Source organism: Cytobacillus luteolus (assembly GCF_017873715.1).
GTDB classification, from domain to species: Bacteria; Bacillota; Bacilli; order Bacillales; family Bacillaceae_L; genus Bacillus_BV; species Bacillus_BV luteola.
Window position 1 is genome coordinate 278,095 of record NZ_JAGGKM010000004.1, and the last position, 25,121, is coordinate 303,215.

26 protein-coding genes and 3 other annotated features are annotated in these 25,121 nt (G+C 36.1%); of the genes, 3 read left to right on the forward strand and 23 right to left on the reverse strand.

Annotated elements, in window-relative coordinates; all coding sequences use genetic code 11:
• Positions 1-105 precede the first annotated feature (105 nt).
• From J2Z26_RS13420 to zapA, 5 genes are all read right to left on the reverse strand, one after another.
• The gene (locus J2Z26_RS13420) at positions 106-513 is read right to left on the reverse strand and encodes a DUF350 domain-containing protein (protein WP_193535696.1); all 408 of its coding nucleotides are present in this window, start codon (positions 511-513) and stop codon (positions 106-108) included.
• A gap of 49 nt (positions 514-562) precedes the next feature.
• Entirely contained in the window at positions 563-2,917 is a 2,355-nt protein-coding gene (locus J2Z26_RS13425) for an endonuclease MutS2 (RefSeq protein ID WP_193535697.1), read from the reverse strand.
• A gap of 64 nt (positions 2,918-2,981) precedes the next feature.
• A complete protein-coding gene (gene polX, locus J2Z26_RS13430) occupies positions 2,982-4,703 on the reverse strand; it encodes a DNA polymerase/3'-5' exonuclease PolX (RefSeq protein ID WP_193535698.1) in 1,722 nt (573 codons plus the stop codon).
• Positions 4,704-4,827: 124 nt separating this feature from the next.
• On the reverse strand, positions 4,828-5,370 hold the full coding sequence (locus tag J2Z26_RS13435) for a CvpA family protein (RefSeq protein ID WP_193535699.1): 543 nt from the start codon (positions 5,368-5,370) through the stop codon (positions 4,828-4,830).
• 10 nt (positions 5,371-5,380) lie between these two features.
• Entirely contained in the window at positions 5,381-5,641 is a 261-nt protein-coding gene (zapA, locus tag J2Z26_RS13440; protein ID WP_193535700.1) for a cell division protein ZapA, read from the reverse strand.
• A gap of 124 nt (positions 5,642-5,765) precedes the next feature.
• Between zapA and rnhC the strand changes: the two genes are divergently transcribed.
• Entirely contained in the window at positions 5,766-6,713 is a 948-nt protein-coding gene (gene rnhC, locus J2Z26_RS13445; RefSeq protein ID WP_193535701.1) for a ribonuclease HIII, read from the forward strand.
• Positions 6,714-6,745: 32 nt separating this feature from the next.
• Here rnhC and pheT read toward each other — a convergent pair whose 3' ends face one another.
• The 4 genes from pheT to J2Z26_RS13465 form a co-directional block, all read right to left on the reverse strand.
• Positions 6,746-9,160, reverse strand: coding sequence for a phenylalanine--tRNA ligase subunit beta (pheT, locus tag J2Z26_RS13450; protein WP_193535702.1), 2,415 nt, complete (start codon positions 9,158-9,160; stop codon positions 6,746-6,748).
• A 21-nt stretch (positions 9,161-9,181) separates the two neighbouring features.
• Positions 9,182-10,216 carry a phenylalanine--tRNA ligase subunit alpha gene (gene pheS, locus J2Z26_RS13455; RefSeq protein ID WP_193535703.1) on the reverse strand — a complete coding sequence of 345 codons (1,035 nt, stop codon included), beginning with the start codon at positions 10,214-10,216 and terminating at the stop codon, positions 9,182-9,184.
• A 66-nt stretch (positions 10,217-10,282) separates the two neighbouring features.
• Positions 10,283-10,519, reverse strand: a binding site (T-box leader).
• Positions 10,520-10,578: 59 nt separating this feature from the next.
• Complete coding sequence (locus tag J2Z26_RS13460; protein ID WP_233459447.1) at positions 10,579-11,253, reverse strand: YwaF family protein; 675 nt, start codon at positions 11,251-11,253, stop codon at positions 10,579-10,581.
• A gap of 65 nt (positions 11,254-11,318) precedes the next feature.
• Complete coding sequence (locus J2Z26_RS13465; RefSeq protein WP_193535705.1) at positions 11,319-12,071, reverse strand: TrmH family RNA methyltransferase; 753 nt, start codon at positions 12,069-12,071, stop codon at positions 11,319-11,321.
• 117 nt (positions 12,072-12,188) lie between these two features.
• Here J2Z26_RS13465 and sspI point away from each other — a divergent pair, with 117 nt between their 5' ends.
• On the forward strand, positions 12,189-12,398 hold the full coding sequence (sspI, locus tag J2Z26_RS13470) for a small acid-soluble spore protein SspI (RefSeq protein ID WP_193535706.1): 210 nt from the start codon (positions 12,189-12,191) through the stop codon (positions 12,396-12,398).
• Positions 12,399-12,658: 260 nt separating this feature from the next.
• Here sspI and J2Z26_RS13475 read toward each other — a convergent pair whose 3' ends face one another.
• A complete protein-coding gene (locus J2Z26_RS13475) occupies positions 12,659-13,744 on the reverse strand; it encodes a M42 family metallopeptidase (protein WP_193535707.1) in 1,086 nt (361 codons plus the stop codon).
• Between the two features lie 95 nt (positions 13,745-13,839).
• Complete coding sequence (locus J2Z26_RS13480) at positions 13,840-14,328, reverse strand: dUTP diphosphatase (protein ID WP_193535708.1); 489 nt, start codon at positions 14,326-14,328, stop codon at positions 13,840-13,842.
• Positions 14,329-14,464: 136 nt separating this feature from the next.
• Here J2Z26_RS13480 and J2Z26_RS13485 point away from each other — a divergent pair, with 136 nt between their 5' ends.
• On the forward strand, positions 14,465-14,860 hold the full coding sequence (locus J2Z26_RS13485; protein ID WP_193535709.1) for a sigma-w pathway protein ysdB: 396 nt from the start codon (positions 14,465-14,467) through the stop codon (positions 14,858-14,860).
• 315 nt (positions 14,861-15,175) lie between these two features.
• Here the strand turns inward: J2Z26_RS13485 and J2Z26_RS13490 are convergent, their stop codons facing one another.
• From J2Z26_RS13490 to speD, 12 genes are all read right to left on the reverse strand, one after another.
• Positions 15,176-15,763, reverse strand: a complete 588-nt coding sequence (locus J2Z26_RS13490; protein ID WP_193535711.1) for a TVP38/TMEM64 family protein — start codon at positions 15,761-15,763, stop codon at positions 15,176-15,178.
• A 96-nt stretch (positions 15,764-15,859) separates the two neighbouring features.
• Positions 15,860-16,138, reverse strand: a complete 279-nt coding sequence (locus J2Z26_RS13495; protein ID WP_193535713.1) for a DUF1294 domain-containing protein — start codon at positions 16,136-16,138, stop codon at positions 15,860-15,862.
• Positions 16,139-16,206: 68 nt separating this feature from the next.
• Positions 16,207-16,560, reverse strand: coding sequence for a 50S ribosomal protein L20 (gene rplT, locus J2Z26_RS13500; protein ID WP_193535715.1), 354 nt, complete (start codon positions 16,558-16,560; stop codon positions 16,207-16,209).
• A 36-nt stretch (positions 16,561-16,596) separates the two neighbouring features.
• Entirely contained in the window at positions 16,597-16,797 is a 201-nt protein-coding gene (gene rpmI, locus J2Z26_RS13505; RefSeq protein ID WP_193469963.1) for a 50S ribosomal protein L35, read from the reverse strand.
• A gap of 25 nt (positions 16,798-16,822) precedes the next feature.
• Positions 16,823-17,344: a translation initiation factor IF-3 gene (infC, locus tag J2Z26_RS13510; protein WP_193536089.1), complete on the reverse strand. Its 522-nt coding sequence runs from the start codon at positions 17,342-17,344 to the stop codon at positions 16,823-16,825.
• An 83-nt stretch (positions 17,345-17,427) separates the two neighbouring features.
• Positions 17,428-17,569: a sequence feature (ribosomal protein L20 leader region), on the reverse strand.
• Between the two features lie 124 nt (positions 17,570-17,693).
• Positions 17,694-19,628, reverse strand: a complete 1,935-nt coding sequence (thrS, locus tag J2Z26_RS13515) for a threonine--tRNA ligase (RefSeq protein WP_193535717.1) — start codon at positions 19,626-19,628, stop codon at positions 17,694-17,696.
• A 53-nt stretch (positions 19,629-19,681) separates the two neighbouring features.
• Positions 19,682-19,944 (reverse strand) — a binding site (T-box leader).
• A gap of 69 nt (positions 19,945-20,013) precedes the next feature.
• Positions 20,014-20,880: a putative sporulation protein YtxC gene (gene ytxC / locus J2Z26_RS13520; protein WP_193535719.1), complete on the reverse strand. Its 867-nt coding sequence runs from the start codon at positions 20,878-20,880 to the stop codon at positions 20,014-20,016.
• A 274-nt stretch (positions 20,881-21,154) separates the two neighbouring features.
• Entirely contained in the window at positions 21,155-22,090 is a 936-nt protein-coding gene (dnaI, locus tag J2Z26_RS13525; RefSeq protein ID WP_193535721.1) for a primosomal protein DnaI, read from the reverse strand.
• A 27-nt stretch (positions 22,091-22,117) separates the two neighbouring features.
• Complete coding sequence (locus J2Z26_RS13530) at positions 22,118-23,524, reverse strand: replication initiation and membrane attachment family protein (RefSeq protein ID WP_193535723.1); 1,407 nt, start codon at positions 23,522-23,524, stop codon at positions 22,118-22,120.
• A gap of 77 nt (positions 23,525-23,601) precedes the next feature.
• On the reverse strand, positions 23,602-24,060 hold the full coding sequence (gene nrdR / locus J2Z26_RS13535) for a transcriptional regulator NrdR (protein ID WP_193535725.1): 459 nt from the start codon (positions 24,058-24,060) through the stop codon (positions 23,602-23,604).
• Between the two features lie 130 nt (positions 24,061-24,190).
• Positions 24,191-24,568, reverse strand: coding sequence for a cytosolic protein (locus tag J2Z26_RS13540; RefSeq protein ID WP_193535727.1), 378 nt, complete (start codon positions 24,566-24,568; stop codon positions 24,191-24,193).
• An 81-nt stretch (positions 24,569-24,649) separates the two neighbouring features.
• Complete coding sequence (gene speD, locus J2Z26_RS13545) at positions 24,650-25,030, reverse strand: adenosylmethionine decarboxylase (RefSeq protein WP_193535729.1); 381 nt, start codon at positions 25,028-25,030, stop codon at positions 24,650-24,652.
• Positions 25,031-25,121 lie beyond the last annotated feature (91 nt).

A 25,121-nucleotide genomic window follows, 5' to 3' on the forward strand; every position in this document is an offset into this window, starting at 1 on the left:
TTACTGATTGTTATGCAAAGAACGTCATATATATTATTCCTATCAATATAAAGAGGCCGCATAGACCTAAAAGTACTTTTGCTAATGTTTCCATCTAGTTTCACCTTACCCTATACCTGCACCGATGACGAATGATAAACCAACTGAAATGGTTAGTGATATAAAACCAACAGCCCGATTATCACGTGCAATTTCTTCGTCAATTTTAAATTTAGGAGTTAGAAATTCAAAAATAAAGTACCCCAACAATAATAGTATAAACCCAAAGAATCCCCAACCCACCATTGTTAATAGAGAATCATGATTATTAATAGAATATCTAAAAATATTTGCCAAACCAAAAATTTTTCCGCCTGTAGCCATAGCAACTGCCAAATTCCCTCTTTGTATTTCTTCCCAATTACGATATTTCGTTACAAGTTCGAAAATCGCCAAGGAAACGAAAATACACAAGATAACGACACTATAGTGTGCAGCTGTTGAAACTAGCTCATTCTCCCAAAATTCATTCATAAGTATAATCTCCCTAATTAAATTATAGGATTACCTCTACATTCTCTATCTACTTAAAAGTGACGACTGTAACACCACTTCCACCTTCTCCTGGCTCACCAAATCGAATCGACTTCACAGATCGGTGGTTCTTCAAGTATTCTTGTACTCCTTGCCTGAGAGCTCCAGTACCTTTTCCATGTATAATTGACACTCTTGGATAACCGGCTAGAAGAGCATCATCAATATACTTTTCAACTCGTACTAGCGCATTTTCAAATCTTTCTCCTCTTAGATCAAGTTCTAAACTAACGTGATAATCTTTTCCCTTTACAGTAGCAAGAGGTTTAGTTTCTACTGGCTTTGGTCTGCTAACATATTCCAAATCAGCCTCGTTTACCTTCATTTTCATGATACCCATTTGAACTTGCCAATCTTTTGAACCAACTTTTTCTAACAGATGCCCTTTTTGGTTGAAGCTAATTACTTTCACTTCATCTCCAACTTGAAAATCTTGTTTCACTTTTGCTGTACTGACTTGTTTTTTCTTGCTTAAATTTGGGGATGCTTCTTCCAATCGTCTCTTCGCTTCAATTAGCTCATGCTCTTTAACAAAAGCATGTTGATCAGTTCGCATTTTACGTAACTCTTTTATAATCTCTTCTGCTTCTTGTTTTGCTTTATTAATTGTTTCATGTGCCTTGTCTTGAGCCTTATCAAAAAGCTTGTCACGTTTATCATTGAATTCTTGAATTTGTTTCTGAAGTTCATTATGCAGAGTTTGGGCATCTTTCCGAATTGTCTCGGCCTCTGTTAATTCTGCTTCTGCTTCTCTCTTACTTTTTTCAAGTGAGGCTATCATATTTTCTACCGTATTGCTTTCAGTGCTAACATGTTCTTTTGCTCTAGTTATGACATCCTCTTTGAGCCCAAGTCTTTTTGAGATTTCAAACGCATTACTTCTTCCTGGTACTCCAATTAATAATTTGTAAGTTGGACTTAGAGTCTCTATATCAAATTCAACACTAGCATTTATAACTCCTTCACGATTATACCCATATGCTTTCAATTCAGGATAATGTGTTGTTGCAATTACTCTTGCACCTCTGTTGTAGACTTCATCTAAGATTGAGATAGCAAGTGCAGCACCTTCCTGTGGATCGGTTCCAGCACCTAACTCATCGAATAATACTAAACTGTTGGAATCTACCTTATTTAATATATCCACTATATTCACCATATGAGATGAAAAGGTACTTAAGCTTTGCTCAATTGATTGTTCATCCCCAATATCAGCGTAAACATTTTCAAATACTGCAAGTTCAGAACCATCTAAGGCAGGTATCTGCAGACCAGATTGTGCCATCAAAGTAAACAAACCTAAGGTCTTTAATGTAACTGTTTTTCCACCCGTATTTGGACCGGTGATAACAATTGATGTATAGTCTCTACCTAGTTCTATATCATTTGGAACAACTTCATCTGGGTTAATCAATGGATGACGTGCTTTAAAAACTCGGATATGACCATCATTATTCATTGTTGGTTTAGATGCTCTAATTTTTTGGCTATAGCCAGCCTTTGCAAACATAAAGTCTAGGTCTGCTAGAATATTTACATTTTCAAGTAAGCTATCGGCAACTTCAGCCACTTCACCCGTAAGTTCAAAAAGGATTTTCTCAATTTCAAGCTTCTCTTGAACACGTGCTTCCTGTAGCGTATTATTCAGGTCAACAACAGATTGAGGTTCTATAAATAAAGTTGCACCTGAAGAAGATTGGTCATGAACAATACCACCATATGTTCCCCGGTACTCCTGCTTTACTGGAATAACGTAGCGATCATTTCTTATTGTTATAATGGCATCCGACAATGTTTTTTGAGCAGAGGATGATCGTACGATATTTTCTAATTTTTCACGGATTCTTGATTCACTACTTCTAAGCTGAACTCGAATTGACCTGAGTTTATCACTTGCTCCATCCATCACATGCCCATTGTCATCAATACAATGTTTAATGGACTGTTCTAATTCCATTAATGGGAGGATTCTTTCAACATAACTCTCTAGTATTGGTAGTTCTACCCCATCTTCAACCATCGTAAGGATGAATTTCTTTAGTTGTCTTCCTCCATAGATTGTGCCGGCTATATCTAGTAATTCTAAAGAGCCAAGCATACTACCGATTTTTGCTCTCTTAACACTCGGACGTATATCACTTATCCCTCCAAGTGGAACATTTCCTTTTAATCTTAATACCTTAACGGCCTCATCTGTTTGCTCCTGTAACAGAACAACTTCCTCGAAATCAGTTGAAGGTACAATAGTTTGAGCCCTCTGCTTCCCTAGTGAAGAAGAGGCATGCTTCATCAGCTGTTCTTTCACCTTCTCAAATTCTAATACTTTTAAAACGCGTTGTTGCATAAATTTAACCCCCGTTTTGATCTAATAGTTAAGGGTGTGATTGATCGTATCTTCTAAAAATAGATTACATCTTTCTAGTTTGTAAAAAGTTGATCAACTCATCGTATTCCCACGTATTTATAACACTTTCTTTTTGAATCCAACCTTTTCTAGCAGTCGCAACTCCAATTGGCATATCCTCAAGCATCGCTACATTATGAGCATCTGTATTAATGACGATTTTTACCCCTAACTCTTGTGCTTTTCTTATATGCTCAGCACAGAGGTCCAACCGGTTAGGATTTGCATTTAATTCAATGGCTGTATTTGTTTCTTTTGCTATTTGTAATAGTAGATCAATGTCAACATCATAGCCCGGTCTTTTACCGACTAGCCTACCAGTTGGATGAGCAATAAAATCAACATGGACATTTGTTAATGCCGCAAGTAATCTTTCCATTATTTTTTCTCTTGGTTGAGAAAAACTAGAATGAATGGATGCAATAACAATATCCATACCTTCTAAAACAGAATTATCATAATCGAGTGTTCCATCTGGTAGTATATCCATTTCTACTCCTGCCAAGATTTTAAAATCATCATACTTGGCATTCAGTCTGTCTATTTCTTTCCTCTGTTCTATTAACCGTTCGGCTGTTAGCCCATTAGCTACTCTTAAAAATTGTGAATGATCTGTAATGGCAATATAGCGATATCCCTTTTTTCTACAAGCCTCTGCCATTTCCTCGATAGTAAATGCCCCATCACTCCATGTTGAGTGCATGTGAAGGTCACCCTTAATGTCATCTAGTTTTAATAACTCTATTTCTTTTGTATAAAGTTCCACCTCAGAACCGTCTTCCCTAACTTCTGGTGGAATAAATGGTAAGCCAAAATGGTTATAGAATTCTTCTTCTGAGTTAAACGTTGTTATTTTACCTGTTTCTAGCGACTCAACACCATATTCGCTAATTTTTTCTCCTCGTTCCTTTGCAAGCTGTCGCATACGTACATTATGATCCTTGCTCCCTGTAAAGTGATGGAGAGTAGTACTAAACTCCTGAGGTTTAACCAGCCTAAAGTCAACTGACACATCATAATGATAATGTAATTGAACCGAAACCTTTGTATCACCACTTGCAATAACTGAAGTAAGCCTGTTTAACTTTAATAACTGTTCACGAACAGATTCAGGTTCAGTGGTTGAAATGATAAAATCTAAATCCTTTACCGTTTCTTTCATTCTTCTAATACTTCCAGCTCTAGAAAATTGATCGATCCCTTCCATTTTTGATAGTGCGTATTCAATTTCCTCAGCAAGGGGAAGCATCAAGGATAGAGGAAGCCTTTCCGGTCTTTTGCCACTTTCTAAAATTGACGAAAGTATATTTTCCTCTGTCTTCTTTCCAAAGCCAGCCAAACCACGGACTTTTTCCTGCTCACAGGCTTGTCTCAATGACTCAATATCTTCTATACCAAGCTCTTGATATAACTTCGCAATCTTCTTTCCACCTAAGCCTTGAAGTTTTAATAGTGGAATAAGACCAGATGGTACCTCTTTTTTAAGTTCCTCTAGCACGGTGCATGTGCTGGTCGTAATATACTCAGTAATGATAGCTGCTGTGCCCTTACCAATTCCTGAAAGTTGAGTAAAATCATTAATGGTAGACAGACTACGGTCATCATTTTCAAGTGCCAAAGCTGCTTTACGGAATGCAGATATTTTAAACGAATTTTCACCTTTTAATTCCATATATATTGCAATCGTTTCTAGTAATTTGATAACGTCCTTTTTATTTAATTCCATAATTCTTGAACACCTACCTATTTCTACGTTTCACTACAAAAAATGATACATATTTTTAAAGTAAAAGTACAATTTAAAAGTAAAAAACTTCCCTATTGATAGAGAAGTTCATCATGCCTATAGATTACATTGCTATATGCTCAATCCATAAATCCTTTATTTTTCCTGAAAAGATAGGCGTATTCTGTACAATTGTTTTCGCCATGAATGACTCTTGGATATAGCCTTGTACTGTTTCAATAGGCATTAATGCTCCAATATATAATACGATAAAGACTAGTAAGTAAATCTCTATAAAACCTAACATTCCCCCAGCCCATCCATTAATTTGTTTTAGGATTGGTAAGTGAGCCAGGAAATCTAACATTGAACCAACAATTTGTAATATGACTTTAGTACCAAAGAACAGCATAGCGAAAGCAATCGCTCGGTAATAAGCCGCTTCTAGGTTAGTACTTTCAAATAAAAATGTAATTGTCTCATTATCACCTAAGGTTACATACGGTACCCATAGTTTAATAGCAGGAGCTAAATCTCCCGAATATACATATGCAACAATAAAAGCAACAATAAAACCTGTTAAATGCACAATTTGAAGAATAAATCCTCTTTTTAATCCAATTAAAAATCCCATTAATAATATAATAATTAAGATAAGATCTAGCATAATGAATGTTTCAATCCTTTTCGTTTTTTACTTGTTTTTCTAGTTCTTCTACTTTCTCCTTTAATTTCAAATAGTCATTTACTGTATTTACTGCAGTTAGAACTGCGATTTTATTAATATCTAGGTATGGATTTTTAGCACTAATTTCTCTCATTTTATCGTCAACTAGCGAGGCTACTAATCGAACATGACTTGTCGATTCGGTTCCTACGATTGAATATTGTTGCCCATATATATCTACAGTTGTTCTTGTTTTATCCGGCTGTGACAAATTACTGCCCCCATTCATCAGAATCCTATTCAATATGATACCATGAATAAAGCATTGTTGGAAAGATATCTCAAGAAAGGTTATGATAGCTTTATAGGATTACAAAGTAATGGGAGTGGATTTTTTGTCTAACGCAGTTATAAAAGTAAATTCAACTATAGCTCTAAAAATGAAAGAATTTTACTCAAGCAGTTTAACAGAAAAGATACCTCAGGGTGGATTATTTGTTGCTAAACTTCCAAATTGTACAATTACTGCTTATAAGTCTGGGAAAGTACTCTTTCAAGGTAGTGGGGCTGAGTCTGAATCTTCACGGTGGGGAAGCAACGAGCCTTCAACTAACAAAAAAAAATCTTCAGATAAACCAAAAAGCACAACCATCTATTCTCCACCACAGAACATCTCTACATTATCAATTATCGGTTCGGATGAGGTAGGAACTGGAGACTATTTTGGTCCAATGACGGTAGCTGCAGCCTATGTATCTAATAAGAACTTATCATTACTTCAAGAATTAGGAGTAAAGGATTCAAAAAATTTAACAGACAAACAAATAGTTGAAATAGCAAAAAATATTATTAAAGTGATCCCGTATAGTTTATTAATCTTACATAATGAAAAATATAACACTCTTCAAGAAAGTGGCATGTCACAAGGAAAAATAAAAGCCTACCTTCATAATCAGGCACTAAATAATGTAGTTGAAAAGCTGAAACCAGAAAAAGCAGATGGTATATTAATTGACCAATTCGCACAACCAGGTGTTTATTTTAATTATTTAGTTGGGAAGAGTGTAAATAAGGAAAACGTGTATTTTAGTACTAAGGCTGAAGGTGTACATTTAGCAGTTGCAGCAGCCTCAATAATTGCACGATATGCCTTCGTAAAAGAATTCGAGAAGCTTAGTGAACGTGCTGGATTTGAAATTCCAAAGGGAGCTGGACAAAAAGTAGATATGGCGGCAGCCAATCTAATACAAAAACATGGGCTTTCTTCCCTACGTACCTTTACTAAACTCCATTTCGCAAATACCGAAAAAGCAAAGAGTCTCCTATCAAAAAAGCGTTCTTAACGATTGTTCGTTAAGAACGCTTTTTGCTAGACTTAAGAACGTAAGGTTGCCGCAAACTTTTCTTCTACAGCCTTTAATACTTTATTATGTGTTTTGGTAACCTCTTCATCTGTCAATGTTCTTTCTGGGTCAAAGTATCGAAGTGAGAACGCAACAGATTTTTTACCTGGTTCCATTTTATCCCCTTCATACAGGTCGAAAATAGAAACATCTTTTACTAGCTTTCCGCCTGTTTCAGCAATAACCTTTTGAATATCACCAGCTGCAACCTTTTTATCCACAACAAGAGCAATGTCTCTAGTCATAGATGGGTAACGAGGAATGCTAGTATAGGTAATCGCTTCTACTTCTGCTTCAAGTAAACTCTTTAAAGATAACTCAAAAACATACGTCTCATTTAGGTCTAATTCTTTTTGTACTGTAGGATGAACCTGACCTATAAAACCAATTGATTTACCATCTAAATTTACAATTGCTGTTCTACCCGGATGAAGACCATCAATTGCTGTTTGATGATATTCAATCTGACTCTCTAAACCAAGCAATTGGAAGAGCCCATCAAGAACTCCTTTGACAACATAGAAATCGGCTGCTTTCTTTTCTCCCTGCCATAGATGTGCTTGCCAGAGTCCTGTCACAGCTCCTGCTAAATGTTCTTTTTCTACAGGCAGTTCATTTTCACTTGTAGAAAGGAACACAGAGCCAGTTTCGTAAATAGCTACAGAGTCAATTTGACGAGCTACATTGTGACCAATTACTTCAAGTAAATGAGGTACAATGCTTAATCGCAATAAACTACGTTCCTCACTCATCGGCATTGCAAGTCGAATTGGAGTCGTTGCTTCTAGAGCAAATTGGTTTACTTTTGTTTCACTAGTTAGTGAATAGGTTACCGCTTGATATAAACCAGCTCCTTCAAGATATCGTCGAACAAGACGACGCTTTTGCTGATATTCAGTTAACCTTCCAGGCGTACTTTCTCCAACAGGTAAAGTGGTCGGCACTTCGTCGTATCCGTATAACCTTGCTACCTCTTCAATAAGGTCCTCTTCAATCGTAATATCCCCTCGACGAGAAGGAACTTTAACTGTAAACGTCTCATTATCTTCTTGAAAATCGAATTTAAGATTCGTGAAGATCTGGCTAACTATGTCCTTACTTATAGATGTTCCCAAAACGTTATTAATTCTATTTAAGGTAACAGATACAACTGTAGCGTCTGTTGATAATGTATCCACTTCAACAACACCACCAACTACTTCAGCACCAGCAAGCTCAGCCATTAATGCAGCAGCACGGTCAGCAGCTTCACGTGTACGAGTAGGATCAATTCCTTTTTCATAACGTGTACTCGCTTCACTTCGTAATCCATGATCTTTAGAAGCCTTTCGAATCGTAGCACCCGTAAAATAGGCAGATTCAATTAGAACAGTTGTTGTGTCTGATCGTACTTCAGAATTAGCACCACCCATTACACCAGCTAGGGCCACAGGCTCCTTACCATTTGTAATAACTAAATGATCGCTCGTTAGAGTTCGCTGTGCATCATCTAGTGTTGTAATTTTTTCGCCATCAAAAGCACGTCTTACTAAAATTTCGGTAGAACCAAGTCGATCATAGTCAAATGCATGAAGCGGCTGACCATATTCAAGTAAAACATAATTTGTAATATCAACTACGTTATTGTGTGGGCGAATACCCGCAGACATTAGGCGTGTTTGAAGCCATAATGGAGATGGTCCAATTTTTACATTTTTAACTATTCTAGCTACATATAAAGGATTATCTTCACTTGCTTCTACTGATAGTGATACATAACTACTTGTTTGCTCAGAATTAGTTGATAATTCAATCGAAGGAAACTTTACGTCTCTTCCAAGAATAGCTGCAACTTCATAGGCAACTCCAAGCATATTTAAGCAATCTGCTCTATTTGGTGTGAGCCCGAGTTCCAGGATTTGATCATCTCGATTCAGTTGCGCTAACGCATCTGTGCCAACTTCCACATTATTTGGGAAAACAAAGATTCCTTCAGAGAATTCCTTTGAAACAAGCTTTGATTCAATCCCAAGTTCTTGTAGTGAACAAATCATCCCATGTGATTCCTCACCACGAAGTTTTGCTTTTTTGATTTTAAAATTGCCTGGTAAGACTGCTCCAACCTTAGCAACAGCCACCTTTTGTCCTTTGTCTACATTAGCCGCTCCACAAATAATTTGAACTGTTTCTTCCTCACCAATATCAACAAGACATTTATTTAACTTTTCAGCATCTGGATGCTTTTCACGCTCTACTACATAACCTACGACGACTCCACTAATACCTTCATTTAATGTTTCAATACCTTCGACTTCAATTCCACTTTTCGTGATCTTATCTGCTAGTTCTGATGCAGTAATTCCAGTTAAGTCAACATATTCAGACAACCATTTATAAGAAACAAACATGTTGTGAATTCCCTCCTTCAATTAAGCTCTTTTAAATTGATTTACAAAACGCATATCATTTGTGTAAAAATGACGTATATCATCAATACCATACTTCAGCATTGCAATTCGCTCAGGACCCATACCAAATGCAAAACCAGTATACTTCTTCGAATCGAAGCCCGCCATTTCAAGCACATTCGGATGTACCATTCCAGCACCTAGAATTTCGATCCAGCCTGTTTTTTTACATACATTACAGCCTTTTCCACTACAGATAAAACATGATATATCCATCTCTACTGAAGGCTCAGTGAACGGGAAGAAGCTAGGACGTAGACGAATCTCTCTGTCTTCACCGAACATTTTTTTCGCGAACACTTCTAAAGTTCCTTTTAAATCACTCATGCGAATGTTTTCATCAATGACTAGACCTTCAATTTGCATAAATTGATGTGAATGAGTAGCATCATCATTATCGCGTCGATACACTTTTCCTGGGCAGATTATTTTAACAGGACCTTTTCCTTTATGCTTCTCCATTGTTCTTGCTTGAACTGGTGAAGTGTGAGTACGCAGCAAAATTTCTTCTGTTATGTAGAAGGAATCTTGCATATCACGTGCAGGATGGCCCTTAGGTAAGTTTAATGCTTCGAAGTTGTAGTAGTCCTTTTCAACTTCTGGTCCTTCTGCAATGGAGTAGCCCATGCCTAAAAATAAATCCTCTATTTCTTCAATTACAGCTGTTAGCGGATGGTGATTACCCACTTTAACTGGGCGTCCTGGTAAGGTTACGTCGATTGTTTCTGAAGCTAGCTTCTTTTCGACTTCTGCCTTTTCAAGTTCAGCTTGTTTTTCAGCGATTTTTTCTGTTATCGACTCACGCACTTCATTGACAAGAGCTCCCATTAAAGGGCGTTCTTCTGCTGATAATTTCCCCATTCCTCTTAATACTTCAGTAATTGGGCCTTTTTTTCCTAAATACTCTACACGAACATCGTTAAGTGCTTTTAAATCATTAGCTGCTTCAACTTTTGCGATTGCTTCTTGTTGAAGTTCTTTTAAACGTTCCTTCATTTGTAATCCTCCTTAATAATGGTCTATTGAGTAATACCTAAAAAAAACAAAAAACCCCGCCCCTAAAAAAGGGACGAGGATATCATCGCGGTACCACCCTTGTTAACAGATAATAACTTTATCTGCTCACTTGATTTTGATAACGGTAAAAACCGGTACACCTTTACGTAGTTTGATTATACGGTCCTGGTGTCGACTCAAGAGGTGAATTCACTTAACATTTCCATAAAAATGCTCTCAGTCTATGGCATTTTCTCCCTTAATGGATACCTTTAAGCTACTCTACTCTATCATAGTCATTCATTTTATATTAAATCGTTTATTATTATAGTATACGGATTTCTATTGTGCAACTCAATCCACTATTGCCTATTTTTTTTATTTATGAGTGCAAATGGGATATATAGTATGAAAAACATAGCCAAGGCTACAAATTCTAACGATAAAATATACCATGGATAAGGACCTAGTAAATCAATTAGACTTGGGTTACTAGGTTTATGAGCTAGAAACATGTAGTTGCCGCCTGTGATTTTATTTATAGTAAATACGAAGACAGCAATAATATTTATCGCCAAAAATGCTTTAAGGACTGACTTCAATGTAGGTATATATTTTTCAATCCAAATCATATAAAAGCTGGCTACTATTATTGCGATGTGTGCCAGGAAAAAATGAAAATAACGATAGTGCGGAAAATCATAAAATAACTCCGGAGTCAGCATTGCCTGTAGAGCACCACCCACTCCTAAAAAATAGGTGACTTCAAATAATAGATAATTCCTGGTGACTAACATAAAAACACTTAAAATGAGGGAGATTGAACATAGTTGAAAGGGTAAGGTATCAACAGCGTCCCATACACCTGTGTAATTATACCAAATGGTAAGTGTAACCTCACTTAATACAAGGATCAATATTAGTAAGATTCTTACACTTTGCCCCCATACTGTACCTCTTATCTGCTCCCTGTAAAAATAGAGTAGGAATGCAAGAAAAACTAGTAGACCTACCATAATAAGATGGCTACCTGACAAAAACTGAAAAGGCTCTCCTTGATTTGTCCGACCAAAGAAATGTTCGATAATACTCCCTCCCCACATTAGTTTTGTAGATGGTACAACAATATTCCCGTTGCAACAGCTACGTTAAGTGATTCACTTTTCCCGTGAATCGGTATGTAGAGATTCTTAGTTGTTCGATTTAGTAGAATTGGATTCACTCCACTACCCTCATTACCTACTAACAAAGCAAATGATTGCTTTGCTGTCACTTCTTTATAGTATACTGCTCTATCATCTAATGCAGTACCATATATGTCAATTTTTTCTTCTTGAAGACTCATAATCCATTCTTCTAAATTAGCCTTAATGATAGGGAGATGAAAAATCGCACCCTGAGTAGATCGCACAACTTTTGAGTTGTAAACATCTACACATCCCTCCCCTACGATTACAGCATCTAATCCCGCTGCATCGGCTGTCCGAATCATCGTACCTAGGTTTCCAGGGTCTTGAACAGCATCAACTAGTAGTAGTTTTGAAAATCTAGTATTAGTATGTTGAAACTGTTCACACACAGCAGCAATCCCCTGAGAGTTTTCAGTCTCACTTATAAACTTCATCACTTCATCTGTAACGATAGTCATGTTTACATTATCTACTTTAAGAGTAGACGGAATTGTCACTGATTCACTTATGATGATTTCACGGACGATATCCTTTGTTTTCAATGCCTCCTCAACTAAGTGGAAGCCTTCTATTATAAACGTTTTGCTAAGCTCTCTTTCTTTCTTAGTCTGCAGCTTTTTCCAATGTTTTACTTGTGTATTTTTGACTGATTCTATTCTTTTCAATGTAGATGCTCCTTATTACATGAAGGTTTTTCTCCATTATAGCTTAATTTATCTGCATAATAAAACCAACAATGACAAATGATAAGTATGAAAAATCTACATAAAGAGGTGTTTAGTATGAATCTTAATTTACGTAACGCAGTTATTACAAATGTAACTGGAAACTCTCAAAGTGAATTACAGGATACAATTGTTGATGCAATTCAGAGTGGAGAAGAGAAAATGCTTCCTGGCTTAGGGGTATTATTCGAAGTGATTTGGCAAAATGCTAGTCAAGATGAGCAGCAAGAAATGCTTACTACATTAGAACAAGGATTAAAGAAATAGTTTGTGCTGAATATGCCTGTTGATTTCAGCTACAGGCACTCGCTTTCGGCGGGTGGAAGAGGAAGGTTATTTTCACTGTCGTGAAAAAACCTACCTCCTCAGCGCTATGCGACTGTGGGGTCTCACTTTGACGCACTTCTCCCGCAGGAGTCTCGTGCCTTCCACGGAAATCAACATAGTATTAAATTTGGATTTTGCTATTACAAACCTAAAATAAGAAGACTTGCCACCCACAATTTGGGAGGCAAGTCTTCTTTCTATTAGTCAAATGTAATTGTTTTTACAGTGTCTGCATCTAAGCGTTTGATTACTTCTACAATTAGTTTAACTGCATTTTCGTAATCATCACGGTGAAGCATTGCTGCATGAGAATGAATGTAACGAGTTGCAACTGTGATCGATAATGAAGGCACTCCATTTGCAGTCAAATGAATTGCTCCAGAGTCTGTTCCGCCTCCAGGCATAGATTCATATTGGTAAGGAATGTTTTGCTCATCAGCAATGTTTACCACAAAATCACGAAGTCCTTTGTGTGAAACCATGGATGCATCATAAAGAACGATTTGTGGACCATGACCCATTTTGCTCATCGCTTCTTTTTCAGATACTCCAGGTGTATCTCCAGCAATACCAACATCCACCCCGAAACCAATATCTGGTTTGATTAACTGTGCCGATGTTTTAGCTCCACGCAGACCAATCTCTTCTTGAACAGTTCCTACTCCATAAACTATGTTAGGGTGCTCAACACCTTTTAGCTGTTTTAACACATCAATTGCAATGGCACAGCCAATACGGTTATCCCATGCTTTTGCTAATAGCATCTTCTCATTATTCATAACAGTAAATTCGAAGAAAGGAACTGCTTGGTCTCCAGGACGCACTCCAAATTCCATTGCTTCTTCTCTACTTGATGCTCCAATATCAATGAACATATCTTTAATATCCACTGGCTTTTTACGTGCTTCTGGAGATAGAATATGCGGTGGTTTTGAACCAATCACACCTGTAACATCTCCTTTGCTAGTAACAATCGTTACTCGTTGTGCAAGCATAACTTGTGACCACCAGCCACCTACTGTTTGGAATCTTAGAAATCCTTTGTCATCAATTTGAGTAATCATGAAACCTACTTCATCAAGGTGACCAGCGACCATGATTTTCGGTCCATCAGCTTTACCAACCTTTTTTGCAACTAAGCTTCCTAATCCGTCAGTCGTCACTTCATCAGCAAAAGGCGCTATGTATTTCTTCATTACTTCACGCGCTTCACGTTCATTCCCTGGTATCCCTTTTGCGTCAGTTAAGTCCTTTAACATTGTTAATGTTTCATCTAATTTTGCCATTAGTTTGACTCCCCTAACTTTATATGTATTCTAATTCTCTAATCACATTAATTATTATACAGAATACGCTATCAAATGTACAAAATCTTACTATTTTAATATCCTTGTTCTTGACGTTCATGATTGATTTCGTTTTTAGAGATGTAAGCAAACATAATTTCTTCTTTAGTAAATCCAAGTAATCGACCGAGATTAAAGTATTCCGATAGTAAGACTTTATAAGTTTCCTTAGTATGATTCAGTTGAAAATCTGCAATTCGTTGATATATTGAAAGAAACTGATCTACTAAAGATAATTCTTCATCGTTAATAGTCAACTCAAACCCAGCGTTATAAGAAAGGTCTAAACCTATTGAGAGAATAAAGTGTACTCCATCTACAAACTCTTCAAGAATTTTTTCCTTAGATGAAGGTGGTTTAATACTCCAAAACTTGAAACATCTCGTTTCATTTGCAAGCTCTCCTATTTCAACCAGTAAGGCAAGAATTTTTCTCTCAATTAAATTTTCCATTTCAAGATTATGTTTTTCTTTAATATGAATATCAAGCACTTTTTGTAACTCAAACATTGTATCTATATTCATTCTTACACTCCTATTTTCTTGAATTATTTTAGAACTTTTGATATCTTCATTAAAAATTATAACAAACTTTTAAAATCATGAAACCTTCCTTCATTTCATTCGTATATATAGGATAATCGTTTTAGGAGGAGCCCTTATGTTCGTTCTGCTCATACGTTTATTGATTTTTGCATTAATTTTTTACATTATATACGGTATTATTAAGTATTTACTTAGCCCTAAACGCAAACTAGAGCTTGCTCATGACCAGAAAAAGTACTTCTTATATGATGACCCTAAAAATGTAAGGAAAAATTTTTTACTCACATATAAAGGTGTATTATTCGAGGGTGAAAAATACTTAGGCACTACTAAACAGTCCTTTGATGTTGTTTCTATCTTTGTTTGGGTCAAAGACGATTCAAAACTACAAGGCCTATCACGTGATGACTTTAAATTTATCGAAAGTAAACTAAAAGCATACTACCCTAATGCAAAAATAGACTGGAAAAGTCCAATAAAAGAGTTCTTACTCAATAAAAATCAATGGTAACTAAACTACAAAAAAACTTTAGAGATAAAATTATTATCTCTAAAGTTTTTTATTTTGTCTTTCTTCAAGAAATGCGTCACTTATATTTAGACTAATAGTGGATTGGAGCGGAAGGCACTTGACTCCTGCGGGAATTGAGGAAAGGTCGAGACCCCACAGGCGCACAGCGCCGAGGAGGCTCGACTTCCTCCCCGATGGGAATTCGCTCTTGAAAAAGCCGGCAGTTGGGCTTTTTCATAATTCCCCGCGGAAAGCAAGTGCCTGTAGCGCAAAGGAACGACAAGGTTCAAAGTGAAAGGCAGCATTTATGAATTATTACAAATACGACTTTTCAGCCTTATCTTTAAAAAACACATCCCATTTAATAATGACTTGTTTTTCACGTAGAAGATAGAACAGAAGAGTTAGAGCTAATAAGATCATAATAATAATAGTCGTAGAAAACTCTCTTATAAACTGGCCAAACACAGTATAAAAAAGCGCTACAGGAATATTCGTTGTAAATGAATTTTTGACATACTGACGGAAATTCCTCGTGACTTCAACTAAGCATAATGAAAGAAGATGAAAATTTATAAATGGAATTAATCGTAAAATGGCAATTTGACCAATGGTAAAATTCACACTACTTCCAAGCCATTTTTCCTTTAGAACAATGACACGCTTAAAGGTAGAAGGCATTTTTTTGAACAAAATATAGAAGGTGATACTTACAAACGTTAAACCAATTAAAGAGTACAACGTTCCAAATACGGACCCGAATAGAATTCCACCAACAATACAAATCACTGCAACTGGTATAAAGAAAAATGAACGTAATAAGTGCAATAAGATAAATGCAAATGGCGCTAAATAACCGGTTGATTCAACAAAGACAAATAACATAGACATTGTCTCATCCATTTTAGATCACCTCATTTATTGTATACATCATTTGTAACGCACCAAAAGGTGATACTATTCCAATACTCTTTTAAACATATACAATGAAACGAGCTGTTATGCCAAATTAATTATAATAAATACATAAAGAGCCAAGGTAAGAAATGATAAGATTGGTAAAAAGTATTTAAACGAGAAATGTTTCGTTTTGTGACGAAAATGCTTCATCCCTATTGTCACACCAAGAGCTCCCCCTAATAGAGAAATAACCCAAAGCTTTTTTTCAGATACTCTCCATTCATTTTTAATGGCTCTTTTTTTATCAACATTCATTAGAATATATCCATAAAAATTCAGGATTATGTAAATCAACGCTATAAGTCCTATGTTGCCCATTAGTACTCCTCCTATATAATAAAAGGCCATTCTCTAAGTTGTGAGAATGACCTTTTAGTAATTATTATTTATTTAGCGTTTTTAGCAACGTTTGCTAATTCAGCAAATGCTTTTTCATCAGTTACAGCTAGGTCAGCTAACATTTTACGGTTAACATCGATGCCAGCAACTTTTAATCCGTGCATTAAGCGGCTATAAGAAAGACCGTTCATACGTGCTGCCGCGTTGATACGTGTAATCCATAATTTGCGGAAATCACGTTTCTTTTGACGACGATCACGGTATGCATACATTAATGATTTCATTACTTGTTGATTTGCTACTTTATATAATGTATGTTTTGAACCATAATAACCTTTAGCTAATTTTATTACCTTTTTACGACGTTTGCGTGTTACTGTACCGCCTTTAACTCTTGGCATTTTGTTTCCCTCCTAAAAATCTATAAAGACCCGATATTATTTCAAGTTGTCTAGTAAGTGACGAATACGTTTGAAATCGCCTTTGCTTACTACTGTAGCCTTACGTAATTTACGTTTTTGTTTTTGAGATTTGTTACCGAATAAGTGGCTTGTATAAGCATGTGAACGTTTTAATTTACCAGATCCAGTTTTCTTAAAACGCTTTGCAGCGCCACGATGAGTTTTCATTTTAGGCATAAGGTGTTCCTCCTCATTTCATTACTTACTTAGATTCATTTTTTGGTGCTAAAACTAAAAACATACTACGTCCATCCATTTTCGGATGAGACTCTATAGTTGAAACCTCTGCACAAGCTGCAGAAAAACGGTCTAAAACACGTTGACCAATTTCTTTGTGCGTAATCGCACGACCTTTAAAGCGAATTGACGCTTTAACTTTGTCACCTTTTTCAAGGAATTTAATTGCATTACGTAGCTTCGTATTGAAGTCGTGTTCTTCAATAGTTGGACTTAAACGCACTTCTTTAATACTGATAATCTTTTGGTTCTTACGCGCTTCTTTGTCTTTCTTTTGTTGCTCAAAACGGAACTTTCCGTAGTCCATTATACGACATACAGGTGGTTTCGCAGTTGGTGCTACCATTACTAAATCAAGATTAGCTGTGGCAGCAATTTCAAGCGCTTCCGTCTTTGATTTAATACCAAGCTGGTCACCGTTTTGTCCAATAAGACGTACTTCTCGAGCACGAATGCCGTCGTTTACCATCATGTCTTTGCTAATAATTAGACACCTCCAAGGAAATATGAACGAATACTGTTTTTTACATCAAGTGAAACACAAGTTTCACATTGATCCCGATTTTTTGAGTAAAACAAAAAGTGTGGGTGCATAAGACACCCACACTATACGATTTCTTTTTTTATTAATACGTAAAAGACTTCGAATTGTTACCTACCAACTGCATAGATGCGTCAATCAGGTGAGAAGCGGGTGCTCCTTCTTTTAAACAAGTATTCAATTATTCACCTTAGTTACTATAACATGTCGCAAGTTGAATTGTCAACAGATGTACTTTTCTTAGCAACAAAATTCATTATAATAAAATATACACATAATATCAAGAAGTTTTTTTCTACTTCTTTTTAACTTCGTTTAAAAGATCTCCTACAAATGTTGTAAATGGTACAGTTTCTGATTTCTGTTCACCATATTTACGAACATTAACTGCTTGCTCACTGATTTCATTATCACCAACAACTAGCATATAAGGAACCTTTAACATCTGAGCTTCACGAATTTTATAACCAATCTTTTCATCACGGTCATCAAGTTCTACTCTGAAGCCTTCAGCTTGAAGCTTCTCTCTAACTTCTTTCGCGTAGTCAAGATGAACTTCTGGTGAAACCGGAATCACTTGAACCTGTACAGGAGCTAGCCATGTTGGAAATGCCCCTTTGTATTCTTCAATTAAAAACGCAACAAAACGTTCCATTGTTGATACTACACCACGGTGTATTACTACTGGGCGGTGAGGCTTCCCATCTTCCCCAACATACGATAAGTCAAAGCGTTCAGGAAGCAAGAAGTCTAATTGAACAGTAGATAGTGTTTCATCTTTACCTAGTGCAGTACGTACTTGTACATCTAATTTAGGACCGTAGAACGCAGCTTCTCCTTCTGCTTCATAATACTCAACATTGAGATCATCCATTGCTTCTTTAAGCATACTTTGTGCTTTTTCCCACATTGCATCATCATCAAAGTATTTTTCTTTATCTTCTGGATCACGGTACGATAAACGGAAGCTATAGTTTTCAAGTCCAAAGTCTTTATACACTTCCTGAATTAATTTTACCACTCGAATAAACTCGTCTTTGATTTGATCAGGACGAACAAAGATGTGAGCATCATTTAAAGTCATCCCACGAACACGCTGTAGACCTGATAGTGCTCCACTCATTTCATAGCGGTGCATGAGTCCTAGTTCTGCAATACGGATTGGCAGTTTACGATAACTGTGTATTTCATTCTTATAGATCATCATGTGGTGTGGACAGTTCATTGGGCGAAGAACTAACTCTTCATTGTCCATTTCCATTTTAGGGAACATTCCATCCTGATAGTGATCCCAGTGTCCAGATGTTTTGTATAATTCAACACTCCCTAAAACTGGTGTATACACATGTTGATAACCTAATCTTTCTTCTTTATCCACAATATATCGCTCGATTACACGGCGAATTGTTGCTCCTTTTGGAAGCCATAGTGGTAAACCTTGTCCCACTTTTTGAGAATTTGCAAATAGGCTTAACTCTTTACCTAATTTACGATGATCACGTTCTTTTGCCTCTTCAAGCAAACGTAGGTATTCATCTAGCTCTGCTTTTTTGAAAAATGCAGTACCGTATATACGCTGAAGCATTTTATTTTTACTATCTCCACGCCAGTAAGCACCAGCAATACTTAATAGCTTGAACTCTTTAATTTTTCCTGTTGATGGGACATGTACCCCTCGACAAAGGTCAAAGAAATCTCCTTGCTCATAAATTGTTACCGTATCACCTTCTGGGATTGCTCCCACTAGTTCTACTTTTAGGTTATCACCTATTTCTTCATATCGACTTAATGCTTCTTCCCTACTCACTTCTTTACGAACAATATCTATATTTTCACTTATTATTTTCTTCATTTCTTTTTCGATTTTCGGAAGATCTTCTGGTGTTAATGACTCCTCGATATCAATATCATAATAAAAGCCATTTTCGATAACTGGTCCTACACCAAGCTTTACATTACCATATAAGCGCTTAATCGCTTGGGCCATTAAATGGGCCGTACTATGGCGCATGATTTCAAGTGCTTCATCTGTATCCTGAGTAATGATGGCAATTTCTCCATCTTCGTTGATTTCTGTACGTAAATCAATATGACTACCATTTAGTTTTCCTGCTAATGCCTTCTTTTTTAATCCTGGGCTAATTGACCCAGCAATATCTTCAGTTGTAATCCCCTTTGGAAATTCCTTCACTGCTCCATCTGGAAATGCAATTTTTACTACATCTGACATCATGTTCACTCCTACATATGTTTTTTTGAAAAATAAAAAAACCCGTCCCTATAGAAAGGGACGAGTTATATCTCGTGGTTCCACCCTTGTTCCCATTTTAGTGAATGATAAGCTAAGCATCTCATCATTGCCTCAAAAATGGCTCAAGAATTTGGTAACGGTAATGGCCGTCAGTAATTACTTTGTTAACTAGTGTTAATGTTCACTACTGAAGTTTAAAGGTGGTAAGTGTACAATCGTGTTAGGAAGCTTTCAGCCTGGTCTTCCCTCTCTTGGAACCGGTTTTACACACTCATGTCCTCATCATAACTTGTTTATATGATTATTATATGTAGAGTATTATAGTTCTAATTTTTTTAGAAATCAAGAGCAGTGAAAACCTTTTTTATATTTTCTTATGAACTAATAAGTGCTGAGACTCGATAAATTCTTTTTTTGAGAATATCCTAACTCGTTCTTGGAAGATGTTACGGATGGTTTGCACCATCCCATCATCAACTTGATTTGTATATAAATTAATCGAACTTGGGTTCATTGAAACAAGTGGTGCTATTATGGATGAGTCAATATACATTGGATAACTTTGAATTAACTTTCGATCAATGTATTTTATAACCTCATCTCTTTTTATTTCAGAAAATTGCTCACTAAACAATAAAAACTGATCATTATGCAATATGTTAACGTGCTCTAACTTCGAATCCCGTTCAGTGATATAATCTCTTAGATTTTGAATGAAATTCTGATATTCTTGTTCTAGCTTATATTCATCAATTGATATTTCAACATATTGTAGCAATCGATCCGAATAGTCTTTTAACCGGAACTTAATGAATGACTCGAATGAGAAGGAAATCGAATCTGTTAGCAGTGTACTTAACGAAGTAGAAATCAACTCTTCTCTAGGCACTAAGTCTGCAATAACAGGAATCCCCTTACGCTCACCTTCGATTATGGATCTAGCAATCTCTAATATTTGTTGTCTTTCTTCAAAATCGGAAAAGTAAAATAACTCTTGCATCATTGATAGCATCCAAATATCTTCTTTCGTCTCAATAAAAAAGCTTGTTATCACTGGAATAATAAAAGAATCCACTAGCTCATTACTCTTTTTATCTATACATATCGTAATTATGTTTTCTTGTTCATATAATACATCTATGTAATTTATGTTACGCTCCTGTTGTGCCGAGCAAAGGCGTTCATATAATTTTAAAGCATCTAAGGATTCTTGAAAGTGAATCTCAATCAAGTTTGTCCCCCCTTTTCAACAATACCTGTTTTATGTATATGGGGACAGGCGAAATTTTAGAATAAGAACTTTTAAGAACAAAAGCGCAAGCGCCTTGATCAGCCCCGACAAGCAAATGTTCTGTGACAGAAAAAGTCTGCTCTTCGACTTTTTATGGCAAAGGTTATTTGACCTCGAGAGGCTAGGCGCTGGAGCTGGCCGCAGTAAACTTTAAGGATTAATCACAACTAATTTCATATGTACAAAAAAGAGCCAACCCTTTAAAGGATTGACTCTATTCACTTCGACGGTTTTTGCCTCTTAATTCAACCGGTTTTGCTAAATATTTTATTCTCTCCATGATTCGAGCAGCCTTAACTTGTTCTTCCTCACCTCTTTGTGTAAAGGCAAGATGATGTTCAAGCTGAGTATAATCGAAGTTTGAGGTAAAGAAGGTGGGTTTATTTTCTAACATGCGATATTGAAGGATTGCTCCTAATATATCATCTCGAATCCAGCTAGACATTGATTCAGCCCCAATGTCATCAAGCATTAATACTGGTACTTTTTTTACTGCCTCGATTTTCTCCGAAAAAGAAGAATCCTGTAATGAGCCTTTAAGCTCTCTCATGAACTCTGGTACGTAGATAAGCATAGACTGTACATTTTTGCTAGCTAACTCATTGGCAATGGCACCTAGAATATAGGTTTTTCCTGTTCCAAATGGACCATAAACATACAATCCCTTACCTGGTTTATCACTATCATATGTTTCTACAAAATCTTGCGCCATTGAAATGGCCTTAAATCTTGCAGGGTCATCTAAATCAATACGATCAATAGAAGCCTGTAAAATTTCTTTAGGTATATACATACTTTTAATTAATGACTTGAATTTAGAACGGTCATCATGAAGAATTTTCCTTGGACATCGATCATAATTAAGACCGATAATCTTGCCTTCTAGTACTAAGTGTGGATGATAACCCTGAAGCATGTTTTTACAAGCTTCTAGGCTTGCACATTGGTCACATTCCTTGCTCTGATTAATGTATTCGTATAATTTCCCTAAACTACGAGTTATCATGTCATCCGTAATCTGTTCTTTATGTTCTTCAATAAAGCTTTTAATATGTGGGTGACTTAACACTTCTCTTTTTAAGGAATCAAAACGATTCTTGAATTTGTCATTACTGATTAGTTTTTTTAACGAATGATTAATGGGCTCCATTATGTTCACCCCTTACAATTAAATGAATTACGTTTTCTTTTTAAACTTCTTAATTCTTTCTTCTAACTCACGTTTCTCATGCTCGAAATCTTTCTGACTAGATTCTTCTTGTTTCTCAGAAGTTTCCTGATGCAACCAGTCTGGTAACATTTCAGTTCGAACCGCCTTACGCTTATTTTGCTTTGGTTCACTTTTTGTTTTTGCCCAATTTTGATATTGACGATGTTCTTGTTTTGCCAATGTCATAGCCTCAGGAACAGTACGTATTTGCTTACGCGACCAATGACTGGCTAACTTTTCTACATACCCTTTTGTAAGCTTCATATCTGAACGTAGCATTACATAATATATTAGGACATTTACGACACCAGGTAACAACTGTTGCCCGAACATAACATCTTCAATAATTTTCATATCTGCAGATGAAGGTTCCGCACCACCGGATATATCAATTAACAGAGCCCTTGGAGAAATTGTCTCAAGTTGCTTAATCAACTTTTCTTCTTTTGACTCCGGCTCACGAGTAGCCATTGTTTGATAAGGAATTGGTTGGCTTCTTTCTGAAAGTGCTGGAAGATGGTCTCCATGTTCAAACTGATACCAATCCCTTGCTGCCTTCCTTAATTTTTCAATATCAATCATTTCATTATGATTAATTGCACTCATAGCAATATTTTGCATCTGTATCGGGTCAATAGAATAGAGAAACGACAGCTTTTTTATTGCATCCTGTACTTTTGGTGTAATGGATTTTTTAGGTATCATAACCTCAGATATACCAGCAAAAAACAAATCAAAATCAAACAGATCTTCACTAAAGTGAATTTCTTGTTTTCCTTGTCGATCGAAAAAACTATTATTTTGGTCAAGCTGTGTATTACCAGTTGTTTCTTCATTAATATTTACAGCCATTTCAGAAGGATTAATCGAGCTAAATACCTCATTAAAGTTTTTCGTAATAGGCTTAAAGTTCTGTGAATCAATTTCTGCCCCAGAAAAAAACCGTTTCAACATCATAAATTTATTTTTTCCTAGTCGATTATAGAGGAAAATGTTTAGAACACCGTCAGTAAAAAATTCTTTAGGTGTTAATGGTGCCTGTATGTCATATATAAAAAGGCGATTATCGTCTGATTCGTTCACAAATGTTTTCATTAGGCCAATTGCCTCAAGCTTCAATCTCTCTTGGTATATGTCTCTTAGATTAGTTTGCATAATAGCCATTAAACCGTGATGTGTTGTTTCTTCACCCCACATTCGATTTTGTTCTAACTCACTCCAAAGGGTCATATAGAGGCTAAAGCACTTTGTGCCGATTAACGGTTGATAAAGGAGAGTGAGCACCTTTCGATCATTTTCATTTAGCATGTCCGCAGAGCGCACGATATAACGATCAATTGGCAGAAGATCCTTCCAGTGTTGTTGTTGTTTCATACTTTCACTCAACTTTCCGTTAAATAATAATCTTTCTCTTATTTTAAAGGAAAAAAGAGCTTAATTCTATAAGCTCTCTATCTGTCTTTATTGATAAGCTCTTTGAGTTCTTCGATAAAGACGTTAATATCTTTAAATTGTCGATACACAGATGCGAAGCGAACGTATGCTACTTCATCTATTTTTGATAAACGGTTCATTACCATTTCACCGATTTCTACGCTTTTCACTTCTGAGTTACCCTGATTTCGAAGCTCTTTCTCTACTTCATGTGCTATATCTTCTAATTGTTTCAATGAGACAGGACGTTTTTCACAAGCTTTAATTAGACCACGTAGCATTTTTTCGCGGCTAAATTCTTCACGAATCCCTTCCTTTTTAACTACGATTAGAGGGATTTCTTCAACCTTTTCAAATGTGGTAAATCTATGTAAACACTTTTCACATTCCCGTCTTCGTCTAATAGATTTGCTATCATCGACTGGGCGAGAATCAAGTACTCTAGTTCCGTTATTTTGACACACTGGGCACTTCATAAGATCAGCTCCAATCTACTGCTATTAGGAGAAAAAGTGAGTACACATCATTCCCCGTCAAGTTAGTTGCTCTTAATTCAATCTTATAAGAAAGCTTGTCTTAGTACAAGTTTTAATTCATTCCACATTTTTACCGTTTTAGAAGAGGAAGTATCCCGTCTAATTCTTTATACATAAACTGAACCAATCGCTTACTGTATCCAAAGTCCATAGGTAATACACTTGTTTCGGTAGTAACCGAAAAGTCTATAGCTGTTTCAAATGGTCTAACAGAGATAACCGTTATCACCATAAATGCTTTTCTCTTTTTAGATACGGAAACGCTCATCTCTCCGCGTTCTTCTGAAATAGAGGTTAGGTTAAAACCATTTTGCTTAGTAATAAAATCTTTAATTGATTGAATGGCTTGTTTGTTTGTTACTTTATAATAATGGCTTTTAAGTAATGGATCTCTATGATTGTCACTGGTTTCACAATGATTGCTAAAAAATGATTGAAGGCTGCCCATCTGTTCGCTCCTTAAAATTTCATAATAAAAAGAGGTGTATAATATACACCTCTTACCATTTTAGACGATTTGTTATTAATTTTAAAGTGCTTTCGCTTGTGCTTGTTTAACTTGTACTGGACCCATACCACGTGGTAATTCAATATTTTCACGAGTTTGAGCGCCAAGTGCCTCAGCGATATAATCTGCAGCGATATTAGGATCTAATTCACCACATGTATAAACGTCAATGCTAGCATAGCCATGCTCAGGAAAGCTATGAATTGTTAAGTGTGATTCAGAAATGATAACTACTCCACTTACTCCTTGTGGAGCAAATTTGTGGAATGCTACTTCGCGAACCTCAGCTCCTGATTTAAGTGCAGCATCAACAAAGATTCTTTCAATTTCTTGCATATTGTTTAATTTTTCGAAATTACAACCCCATAATTCTGAAATTACGTGACGACCCATTGTTTCCATGTTAAAAATCCCCCTTTAACAATTTTTCTTCTTTTTAATGAAAACTTTCGCATATAGGTTGTGTCTAACTACCACGGGGGAAAGTTAGTCC

What these genes read in the sequence shown, in the direction of transcription:
- J2Z26_RS13420 (WP_193535696.1), bottom strand. Translation starts at nt 513, where the DNA reads ATGAATGAATTTTGGGAGAATGAGCTAGTTTCAACAGCTGCACACTAT.
- J2Z26_RS13425 (WP_193535697.1), bottom strand. Translation starts at nt 2,917, where the DNA reads ATGCAACAACGCGTTTTAAAAGTATTAGAATTTGAGAAGGTGAAAGAA.
- polX (WP_193535698.1), bottom strand. Translation starts at nt 4,703, where the DNA reads ATGGAATTAAATAAAAAGGACGTTATCAAATTACTAGAAACGATTGCA.
- J2Z26_RS13435 (WP_193535699.1), bottom strand. Translation starts at nt 5,370, where the DNA reads ATGCTAGATCTTATCTTAATTATTATATTATTAATGGGATTTTTAATT.
- pheT (WP_193535702.1), bottom strand. Translation starts at nt 9,160, where the DNA reads ATGTTTGTTTCTTATAAATGGTTGTCTGAATATGTTGACTTAACTGGA.
- pheS (WP_193535703.1), bottom strand. Translation starts at nt 10,216, where the DNA reads ATGAAGGAACGTTTAAAAGAACTTCAACAAGAAGCAATCGCAAAAGTT.
- sspI (WP_193535706.1), top strand. Translation starts at nt 12,189, where the DNA reads ATGAATCTTAATTTACGTAACGCAGTTATTACAAATGTAACTGGAAAC.
- J2Z26_RS13475 (WP_193535707.1), bottom strand. Translation starts at nt 13,744, where the DNA reads ATGGCAAAATTAGATGAAACATTAACAATGTTAAAGGACTTAACTGAC.
- J2Z26_RS13480 (WP_193535708.1), bottom strand. Translation starts at nt 14,328, where the DNA reads ATGAATATAGATACAATGTTTGAGTTACAAAAAGTGCTTGATATTCAT.
- J2Z26_RS13485 (WP_193535709.1), top strand. Translation starts at nt 14,465, where the DNA reads ATGTTCGTTCTGCTCATACGTTTATTGATTTTTGCATTAATTTTTTAC.
- J2Z26_RS13490 (WP_193535711.1), bottom strand. Translation starts at nt 15,763, where the DNA reads ATGGATGAGACAATGTCTATGTTATTTGTCTTTGTTGAATCAACCGGT.
- J2Z26_RS13495 (WP_193535713.1), bottom strand. Translation starts at nt 16,138, where the DNA reads ATGGGCAACATAGGACTTATAGCGTTGATTTACATAATCCTGAATTTT.
- rplT (WP_193535715.1), bottom strand. Translation starts at nt 16,560, where the DNA reads ATGCCAAGAGTTAAAGGCGGTACAGTAACACGCAAACGTCGTAAAAAG.
- rpmI (WP_193469963.1), bottom strand. Translation starts at nt 16,797, where the DNA reads ATGCCTAAAATGAAAACTCATCGTGGCGCTGCAAAGCGTTTTAAGAAA.
- thrS (WP_193535717.1), bottom strand. Translation starts at nt 19,628, where the DNA reads ATGTCAGATGTAGTAAAAATTGCATTTCCAGATGGAGCAGTGAAGGAA.
- dnaI (WP_193535721.1), bottom strand. Translation starts at nt 22,090, where the DNA reads ATGGAGCCCATTAATCATTCGTTAAAAAAACTAATCAGTAATGACAAA.
- J2Z26_RS13530 (WP_193535723.1), bottom strand. Translation starts at nt 23,524, where the DNA reads ATGAAACAACAACAACACTGGAAGGATCTTCTGCCAATTGATCGTTAT.
- nrdR (WP_193535725.1), bottom strand. Translation starts at nt 24,060, where the DNA reads ATGAAGTGCCCAGTGTGTCAAAATAACGGAACTAGAGTACTTGATTCT.
- J2Z26_RS13540 (WP_193535727.1), bottom strand. Translation starts at nt 24,568, where the DNA reads ATGGGCAGCCTTCAATCATTTTTTAGCAATCATTGTGAAACCAGTGAC.
- speD (WP_193535729.1), bottom strand. Translation starts at nt 25,030, where the DNA reads ATGGAAACAATGGGTCGTCACGTAATTTCAGAATTATGGGGTTGTAAT.